General features: G+C 54.6%; 5 protein-coding genes. All 5 read right to left on the reverse strand.

Translation table 11 applies throughout. The annotated features are described in order from the left end of the window. Positions 1-369, reverse strand: a 369-nt coding sequence (locus tag VFG09_04120; protein ID HET6514322.1) for a condensation domain-containing protein, incomplete at its 3' end; no start/stop codon positions are given. Beyond that, a complete protein-coding gene (locus VFG09_04125) occupies positions 356-4,879 on the reverse strand; it encodes an amino acid adenylation domain-containing protein (GenBank protein ID HET6514323.1) in 4,524 nt (1,507 codons plus the stop codon). The genes VFG09_04120 and VFG09_04125, both read right to left, overlap by 14 nt. Positions 4,880-4,888: 9 nt before the next feature. Continuing rightward, positions 4,889-5,734: an isocitrate lyase/PEP mutase family protein gene (locus tag VFG09_04130; protein HET6514324.1), complete on the reverse strand. Its 846-nt coding sequence runs from the start codon at positions 5,732-5,734 to the stop codon at positions 4,889-4,891. 93 nt (positions 5,735-5,827) lie between these two features. Further along, on the reverse strand, positions 5,828-7,567 hold the full coding sequence (locus tag VFG09_04135) for a thiamine pyrophosphate-binding protein (protein ID HET6514325.1): 1,740 nt from the start codon (positions 7,565-7,567) through the stop codon (positions 5,828-5,830). Beyond that, positions 7,567-9,433: AMP-binding protein (locus tag VFG09_04140; GenBank protein ID HET6514326.1), on the reverse strand; the 1,867-nt coding region annotated here is incomplete at its 5' end. The genes VFG09_04140 and VFG09_04135, both read right to left, overlap by 1 nt.

Below are 9,433 nucleotides of genomic sequence, written 5' to 3' on the forward strand. Positions count from 1 at the left end.
CCGCCGTAGGGTGAAGGTTGCCACAGGAGCGATCTTCTGAAGAGGCTCATCATTCTCGGTGACAAAGGTGGTGCGCAGTGCTTCGTGACGCCTCAGGATCTCGCCAAAACTCCGCTCAAGGGCAGTTACGTTGAGCTGCCCGGTAAGCCGTATCGCAGAGAAGATATTATATGCCGCGATGCCAGGCTCCAACTGATCGAGAAACCAGAGACGCTGCTGGGCAAAGGAAAGCACGCACGGATCGGCCGTTCCTCTCCTGCAAATTTCCTGCTCTCTCACAACAGCCTTTGGCTTTTCCATGAAACGGCGTTCGATCAGTCTCATCATTTCAGGAGTAAGCCCGGCAATACGCCGTCTAAGATCGTCCATGATGCCCCCATTCTTCCCCCGGGAGGCTAAGGTTCCTCTCCTGAGGGGTCTTTCCCGCTTCAGCCGTTTGGTGTTCTCCGGTGCTTAAAGATATATTACCCGATGAAGACTGAGAGGCAATCTGCTGTGTTCTTTCAGCAAGGATGTAGGCGGCCTTCCTGACTCCGTCGAACTGTTCTTCCAAAGGGATCCCATACTCCTTGGTATTGATTTTCCACACATAGCCGATAGCATTTGCCTCCAATACGTACAGCTTTCCTGAGGGTACTTCGCGGACGATATCGAAGCCGAGCAAAGGTACTTCCGGAAATGCTCCATGGGCCGATTCAGCAAGCATGATGATCTCCTCATCGTAATTCAACTCAAGCCGGGAGCCCTTGGCGCTTGCCACGATAGAGACGCCTTCATGCCTCACCGCAGATTTGAAATCCTTCGGTCCGGCCAAACCGGGCCCGTCTCCACTCGATACGAACTTGTTTGAATACAACACCCTTCCGAAAAGGGTATTGACCCGGTAACTCACAGGCCACGGCCCTGTGTAGATGAACTCCTGAATGATCGTGGACGGACTCAATCCTGCAGATTTTGTGACAATCGGTCTCCATCTCAGACGGTTCTTCCGCATGGCGACCACTTTTGCTCCCCGTCCCCCGTGGTCAGGCTTCCTCACCACGTAGTCATCAAATCGGGAGAGATCAGGTGTTTCTCCCTCAGTGAGCAGGGCCCATGGCGGCACAGGAATACCCGCCTTTTCCAAGGCCGCATACTCCTCGCTCTTGCTGAGCGGTTGTCCACAGAATATTCTGCCCTCCTTTACGGGTGGATAATTCCTGATGAGAGCCGGTGAAAATATCAAGGTGGGACGGTCCGGAAGATTCAGGTCCATGGGAGCGCGATCCCTGACAACTGCCACATTGATACTCGGATCGAGTTCCTTCACATACTTTGCCACTCTCTCAAAGCTCGAGAATGCAGAGAGGTCGAACTCTTCATTAATAACCATAAGGAGATTACATTCGTGTCTCCCGAAAAGCTCTGATTTCTTCCGGGGACAGGAGAATGGTAGAGACGATGAGTGAGTTCCCTCACCGTCTCTGTCCTCAACTCCTCCCTTGGGCAGGCCGTTCTGGGCGAGAAGACGTTCCATGGTGCCATCAGATATGAATTCCATCTGGCTCTGCTGCTCATCCATGGATTCAAAGGCAGAGTTACTTATCTCCTTTTCGATGAGGCAAAAGGCGAGCAGCTCGATTGTAGGGTGTTCGAAAATCCCACGGACGCTAATCCTGAAGTTCAAATCTCTCCTTATCCGAGAGGCCAGTTGTGTGGCGATGAGCGAGTGTCCGCCCAGTTCAAAAAAGTTGTCACGGATTCCGACCCGTTCAAGACCAAGAACTTGACACCACATGGAAGCCAGCGCCTCCTCCAGAGGGGTGCTGGGAGCGATGAAGGCTTCCTTTATATCAGGCTTTTCGACGTACGGCGCCGGCAAGGCCTTTCGGTCAACTTTGCCGTTTGGAGTCAGCGGCAGTGAGTCGAGCATAACAAAGGCGGAGGGTATCATGTACTCAGGAAGATGTTTACCCAGGTGTGCTCTTAGTTCCGATGTGGAGACGTTGAGCTGTGACTGGCATACGATGTAACCTACCAGGCTACATTCTTCCTCATCGCTCTGCCTTGCAGTCACAACCGCTGATCTTATGTGAGGATGGCGTTCAAGGACGGCTGCCACTTCATCCGGCTCAATTCTTACCCCGTTAATCTTGACCTGATGGTCACGACGGCCGAGTACGGTGAGCAAGCCGTCGTGGCGATAACGTCCCAGATCTCCTGTGTGGTAGAGAATATCCTCCGGGTCATCCCGGAAATGATTCCTCATGAAGCGCAGTTGTTCTTCCTGGGGATTGTTGACATATCCACGCGTACGGAATGGCGTGCGCAATACAATCTCCCCTAACTCGCCGATGCCGCACAGTAGGCCCTTTTCTGAAAGAATCAGAGCCTGTGTCTCAGGGAGGGGCCGGCCCACCGGCTGCGCTCCCGGGGCGATATCGTCGGGCACGACGTAGAAACACTTTGCGAGGGTCGTTTCCGTTGTTCCGTAAAGGTTTACTATCTGCCCTGAAACGGGAAAGGCGGCACGCCACCTTCTCACGAGTGTTTCCCGGAGCGGTTCCCCGGCAAAAAAAACATAACGCAGCGACCGCAGCCTTGTCCCCGGCGGAATGTTCCCCAGCCACGATTTGGCAACAGACGGAACCGTGTGCAGCAAGGTGACTCTCTCCCTCTCCAGCCACGATAGGACGCCGTCGGAAAAGGGTCCGTCAGATTCATCGGGCAGACAAAGAGTCCCTCCGCTGATCAGGGGCAGAAAAATGTCCCGCAGAACAACATCAAAGGTGGGATTCGTTAATTGTGCGCAGCGGTCCAGCGGGCCGACCGCAAATGTATCCTTTTGCCACGTAAGGAAGTGGCTGAGGCCTTTATGACACCCCAGCACTCCTTTGGGAACGCCCGTTGAGCCCGACGTGAAGAAGATGTACGCAGCGTCATTCGGGGAAAGTTCCGGAAGGTCCGTTCCTGACGGCTCGAATGGCTCTTCGACACCGGCTGCCAGTCCCCTTTCTTCCTCTACGGTGATAATGCCTGACGGAAAAAGTCCATTGAACCACTGACGCTCTTTTTCGCCTTCTCCTATGTGCAGCAAACATTTTGCTTTCGCCTCCTGACACATGATGCGCTTACGCATCGCAGGAAGGTTTTCATCAACAGTAAGCAAGACGCCGCCGCTCGAAAATACCGCGACTATGCCTGTTATGAGCCCAAAGCTCCTCGGTCCGGTAACGGCTACCACGTCTCCCTTGTTAATCCCACCGTTTCGCAGAACTCCCGCCAGATGGGTAACGCCTTCAGAGAGCTGTCGGTAACTCCAGGATTGTCCATTCCGGGTAACCGCCGGATGATGAGGCGACCTGTCGGCATGGGAAAGAAACATGCTTGTGACAGGTAGATACTCGGGTTCATGCAGGGCAGAGTAGGGATCGGGCAGAAAGGAGAGAGAACGAGTCGAACGTAACGAATACAAACCTATCGATTTCGCCGGATCTTCGACAACCTGTTTCAGGAGATGTCCCATCTGCCCCAGCATCTCCGCTACTCTCTGTCCTCCGAAAAGATCGGCATTGTATACCAGATCCAGGAGGATCCCCTTCTCATCCGGAGAAACATACAGGGTAAAATCAAACTTCGAATCCTCCTCGGATGGTGAAATGATCTCTGCCTTTAAGTCAGAAAGTTCCGGGAAATCATCTGACGGGTTCTGCATGTTCAGCATCACCTGGAAGAGGGGAGTGCGGCTCAGGTCACGTTCAGGCTGCAATGCTTCGACCAATTTCTCAAAGGGCAGATCCTGATGGGAGTAAGCGTCGACTGCCACCTTGCCGACACGGGACAGGACATCGAGGAAAGTCGGGCTCCCCGAAAGATCGGTCCTCATTACGAGGGTGTTAATGAAAACCCCGATCAGCCCCTCTGTCTCAAGACGGTTGCGCCCGGCAATAGGTGTGCCTATGATAATGTCATCCTGTGCGGTTAGTCGATGGAGGAGTATGTTGAACGAGGCCAGCATCATCATGAACAGCGTATTTCCCGTCCTCTGACACAGGGCGTTCATTGCGCAGCTCAACTCCCTTGACAACCGCAGGGAACAACGATCTCCCCGGTGGGTCTGCATGGGCCGACGCGGATAGTCAATCGGTAAGTCCAATACCGGCAAATTTCCGCCCAACTGCTTCTTCCAATAAGAAAGCTGCTCATCCAGTCTTACTCCCTGCAACCATTGCCTCTGCCACACTGCAAAGTCCGCATACTGGATGGGTAGGTCATCAAGAGGTGATGGATTACCGTTCGAAAAGGCTTTGTACAGTGCCGAGAGCTCCCGGTAGAGGATACCCATGGACCAGCCGTCAAAGACGATGTGGTGCAACGTTAAGAGTAGAATGTGTTCCTGTGGGGTCAGTCGCAATAGTCTCACCCGCAGCAGCGGACCTGCAGCAAGGTCAAAAGGACGGGACGCCTCTTCCCTGGTAAGCCGCCGGACTTCGGCCTCTCTCTGCTCATCGGGCATTGTACTGAGGTCTACCTGTTGCAGGGTGAAGGGTGTCACAGAAGCGATCTTCTGAAGAGGCTCATCATTCTCGGTGACAAAGGTAGTGCGCAGTGCTTCGTGACGCCTCAGGATCTCGCGAAGGCCCCGCTCCAGGGCGGTAACGTCGAGATGACCGCTAAGCCGTATCGCGAAAAAGATGTTATATGCCGAACTGCCAGGCTCCAACTGATCGAGAAACCATAAGCGTTGCTGGGCGTAAGAAAGAGGCGCTGTTTCAAGGGTCCCTCTTTTCGGAATAGCCCTTTCCGAAGACGGTCTGCCGCCCTTCTCCCTGAGCAACTTTTCAAAGAGCGCCTTCCGTGCAGGGGCAAGGCGGGAAATGCGCTCAGACAGCTCATTCATTGCTGTCTCTCATAGAAGAGTCCGCTTCAGAAGATTCTCTTCAAGAAGGGCCTGACATGCGGAAAGATCGACACTTTTTGTCTCGCCTGCAGGCAGGAGGCCGTCTCGGGATTTCAGGGCCCTGATCGTCTCCTCGATTGAGGCCTGGGCGGCAAAGAGGCAGGGAGTACTGTATAACACTACAGAAATTCCCTGGGCCTTGAGCTCTGTTAATGATAAAGAGGGGGACTTGCCACCCGTAATGTGATTGAAGACAAGGGGTTTGCTGGTATGGGCCCTGACAGCCTTGACGGTATCGAGGCGAGAAACGCCATCGACCAATAACCAATCCGCCCCGGCCTCATCAAAGGCCCTCACTCTTTTCACAACCTCATCCAGATCATGCGCATCCGTTCTGGCTACAACCACCATGTCTTTTCTCGTTGCAATGACCTTTTCGATTTTTGGCAGAAATTCATCAAGACTCAGGATCTGTTTGTTGTTGAGATGTCCGCAGCGCTTGGGCCGCTTCTGGTCTTCCAGAATAATTCCGGAGGCCCCTGCCGATTCCAGCAGGGAGACAACATGGCAAGCGACCTCGGTATCTGCATAGCCGTCATCGATGTCGACGAGAAGGTGCTGGCGGGGCAGGATAGCCCTTAACCTCTGGACAAATCCGACGATATCTGACCATGAAATCAGACCGATGTCAGGCATCCCGTAATAGCTCGCTGCAAAGCTGAAACCACTGACGAATATTCCATCAAAGCGCCGGGCCGAAATTGCAGCAGAAAACGTGTCGTACACTCCTATAAAGGGTATCATCCCATTTTCTGCCAGAGTCTCTCGCAGTCTGCTGCCATAGGTTAATTCCATTTTCGCTCCTCTAAGATATCCATGCAGAGGTGGCTGAGGCTTCCTCCGGCCGATCCCCGGTCAAGTTGAGTTTTTGCAAATGGCATTCGCAGATCACCACACACCTGGACTGGGTGCATCAGGGTCAACACTCACGTTGATGCATGAGGGCTGACCGGACGCCGCCGCCCTCTCAAGCGCCGGTCGAATCTCGGCCGCTTCTGCCACGAACTCCCCATAGCCGCCAAAGACCTCCATGATTCTCTCGTATCTGAGGTTGGGCTGGAAGCGACTGAATAGTTCAGGGTAATCAGGCGGAAAAGTCCCCTTCTGTCTCAGCGATCCTGTAATGCCGCTATTGTTGGCGATGACGACGATGACAGGAATTCGATGGCGCACGGCGGTTTCCAGGTCGATGGCGCTTAACCCAAATCCGTAATCGCCGCATATGACGACCACCATTCTCTCAGGCGCTGCCAGCTTGGCTCCCATTCCAAAGGGGATGCCGCTCCCCATGCATCCGTTCCATCCCGGGTCCAGCCAGCTGCATGGCGCTTTGACGGACAGGACCTTCTGGCCCGTCGAAAGAGTGATACTGCCGTCCAGCACCACTACGGCGTCGGTGGGCAAGAAATCTCGGATCGCAACAAAGAGCTGCTGCGGAAGCATAGGCTCAGACTCCTCGGAAAGCCAGGCCAGGCGTGCCCGCCGTCTCTCGTTGCACATCGCATTGACCATTTCGTGCCAGGGGTTCAGCCGAGTTGCCTTGGTCGGGTCCTGATGGGCCAGAGCCCTTTGGAGTTGGACAAGGAAACGACCGCTGTCGGCAGAAACCGTCAGAACGGCCTTGACATTCTTTCCAAGCATCCCAGGGTCGGTGTCCACATGTATGATCCTGACTCCGGGCGCCAACTCGCCTCCGAAACGAAACCTCCAGTCGAAGCTTGCACCTGCCATGAGAATCACATCGGCTTGAGATTGAACCCACCGCCGGACTTCATTGGCGCAATGCGGATGATCATCGGGCAGGAAGCCCCGCGCCATCGGCGTCGTGATGAAAGGGAGCCCGGACTGTTCCACCATGCACTGCAGCGAAGACCGGGAAAAGGACCAACGAATACCTTCGCCGAGTATGAGCAGCGGCCGTGCCGCGGCAGTAAGCAGGCGCGTAGCCTCAACTACCGCGTCTCCAGCCTCTTCCCGCCAAGGGAGAATTGTCGGGGACAGGGAGTGATCAACAGTAGCGGTCCCGAAGAGAACGTCCTCCGGAAGATCAAGATACACCGGCCCGGGCCGTCCGCTACTGGCAATCTCATACGCCTGAACCACGGCACTCATGATTTCTGAGGTCCCTTCGACCTTCACCGTCCGCTTTGTCAGGCTCCGGAAGATCGGCAGGGCATCAAGTTCCTGGAAATAGCCGATCCCCTCACGGTGCAGGGGGCGTCTTCCTCCCATGACGATGACAGGCCAACCATTATCCCTGGCCACCAACAGCCCGGTCAGTGCATTGGTCACTGCCGGCCCGGCAGAGACAACCACAACCGATTCCAACCGTCCCGCAATGTAGTTGCCGGCAGCAGCCATGAGGACCGCGGCTTGCTGATGACGGGTTCCTATAGGTCTGATGCCCCGTGCTGCACATTCCGGGAAGATAGCGTCCACCGGCGTCCCGGTGATACCCAGGACGTGTTTCACAGAGCACCGCTGCAGAGCCTCGGCGACCAAGGAATGACCGCTTGTCTTCGCGGCGGACAAGCAACGACTTAGGTCGGCTCGCTCTTCTGTTGTGAGAGCCCGTAAGCGACTCCTGAGGTCCTTCAATTCGTTATCGGCCTTCGAGCTGCCGGGCATCACGTGTTATCTCCGAATCCTAGCCGAAGCAGACGGGCCGCTTCCTCGGAGGGAAGTTTCTGCAACTCCGCTGCAAGCGCCAGGACCTCACTCTCCTCCTGGAGTTGGGCCAGTTCCCCTGCAAGCAGGGCTACCGTCGGACTCTGAAATAAAATCATAGGTGGAATCTCCAATCCGAGGGCTTTCGTTAGCTTTACGACAATCTGCGTGGCGCGAAGGGAATCACCACCCAAGGCAAAAAAATTATCGTGCTTTCCAATCTGATCGAGCCCTAGAATTTCCCGCCAGAATCGTGCGACCATAACCTCCATTTCCGATTCAGGGGGAATATACTCGGGCTTCAGCAGGTGAGATAGCCTTTCTGCCAACCCTAAGCGCTGTACTTTCCCTGTAGGACCCTTGGGGATGCTGTCAACAAAGATAATTTGCTGGGGTACCTTATAAGGGGCCAGACGGTCTGCGGTATGCTGCCGCAGTTCTCTTTCGGTAAGACCCCTATTCTTGTCAGCCACGACAGCGGCCGCAACCGCTTCACCGAGGCTTCTGTGAGGCACGCTGAACGCCACGGCCTGCAACACTGCGGGATGTTCGAGGAGGGCTTCGTCTATTTCTCGGGGTGAAATCTTCTGTCCGCCGCGATTGATTATCTCTTTCAAACGACCTGCAAGAAAAAGGTATCCCTCGTCGTCGATATACCCAAGATCTCCGGTCCTGAACCATCCCCGGGAGAATGCCTTCCCGTTTGCCGCAGCATTTTTCTCATATCCTCTCATAATGTTTTCACCGCGCACTACGATCTCTCCCGTCTCTCCCCTTGGCAGGATATTGTCCCTGTCGTCCATAACGGCTACGTCCGGGCCGGCCTGAAGCCCTACGGATCCCGGTTTGCGCTTCAATGGCGGTATGGGATTGCTTGCCATCTGGTGAGCGGCTTCCGTCATGCCATAGGCCTCGATCACGGGAGCGTTGAAGGCATGTTCAAGTTTCTCCATGACCGTCGGCGGCAGTGATGACGAGGAGGAACGAATAAAGCGGAACTGACTTTGTCGAGAATCCAATAGCTTACTTTCCACCAATTCAAGGACCGTTTGATGGATCGTAGGCACAGCTGTGTACCATGTCGGTTGAAACCTTCCTATCCAGTCAGGGAGGTCTGGACCAGAAAATCCTGGCGTGCAGATAACGCTTCCTCCGGCGACAAGTGAAGAAAGGAGAGCAGCGATTAAGCCGTGTATGTGAAAGAGCGGCATGACGTTCAGACACCGGTCAGCATCACCGAGTTCCAAAGCCCTGCTTACATTACGGGCTGACGCAAAGATATTGCGATGGGTTAGCGGCACTATTTTCGGTCGTGATGTTGTCCCGGACGTATGAAGGATGAGCGCCGTGTCATAAGTGTCTGCAATGCCTGTTTTCACATTCGGCGACAGTATCCCCTTGATGTCAAGCTCAAAGAGTCCTGCCTCAGCATCTCTCAGGGGAACCAGTTCGATAATCGGGATGTCCCGTGAGGCGGCCACTGAACGGACAGCCGAATCCATTCCCTTTTGAACGATCACTGCCCGTGCGTCGATATCCGAAAGGTAGAAATTGAATTCTTTTTCCCGGTACCCGGGATTTAAGGGAGCACAGGTCGCGCACGCGATTACCGACAAGAAGGTGACGGCCATTTCAGGGCCATTGGGAAGGACCACCGCTATACGGTCATTTCTCCCCAATCCGTTAGCATTCAGCTGTGAAACAACTCGACCGACCTGATCGCACATCTGTCCGTAGGAGAGCGGATACCGATGGGGAGCCAGAATTGCATGAGATGAGAAATCTTTCTCTGCTGATTCTAAAAGGTCTCCGGCAGAATAGTGAGGG

The organism is Thermodesulfovibrionales bacterium (assembly GCA_035686305.1).
In the GTDB taxonomy this organism is placed as follows: domain Bacteria; phylum Nitrospirota; class Thermodesulfovibrionia; order Thermodesulfovibrionales; family UBA9159; genus DASRZP01.

Excerpts from the sequence above, each read along its gene's own strand:
- VFG09_04125 (HET6514323.1), bottom strand. The coding sequence starts at position 4,879 with ATGAATGAGCTGTCTGAGCGCATTTCCCGCCTTGCCCCTGCACGGAAG.
- VFG09_04130 (HET6514324.1), bottom strand. The coding sequence starts at position 5,734 with ATGGAATTAACCTATGGCAGCAGACTGCGAGAGACTCTGGCAGAAAAT.
- VFG09_04135 (HET6514325.1), bottom strand. The coding sequence starts at position 7,567 with ATGCCCGGCAGCTCGAAGGCCGATAACGAATTGAAGGACCTCAGGAGT.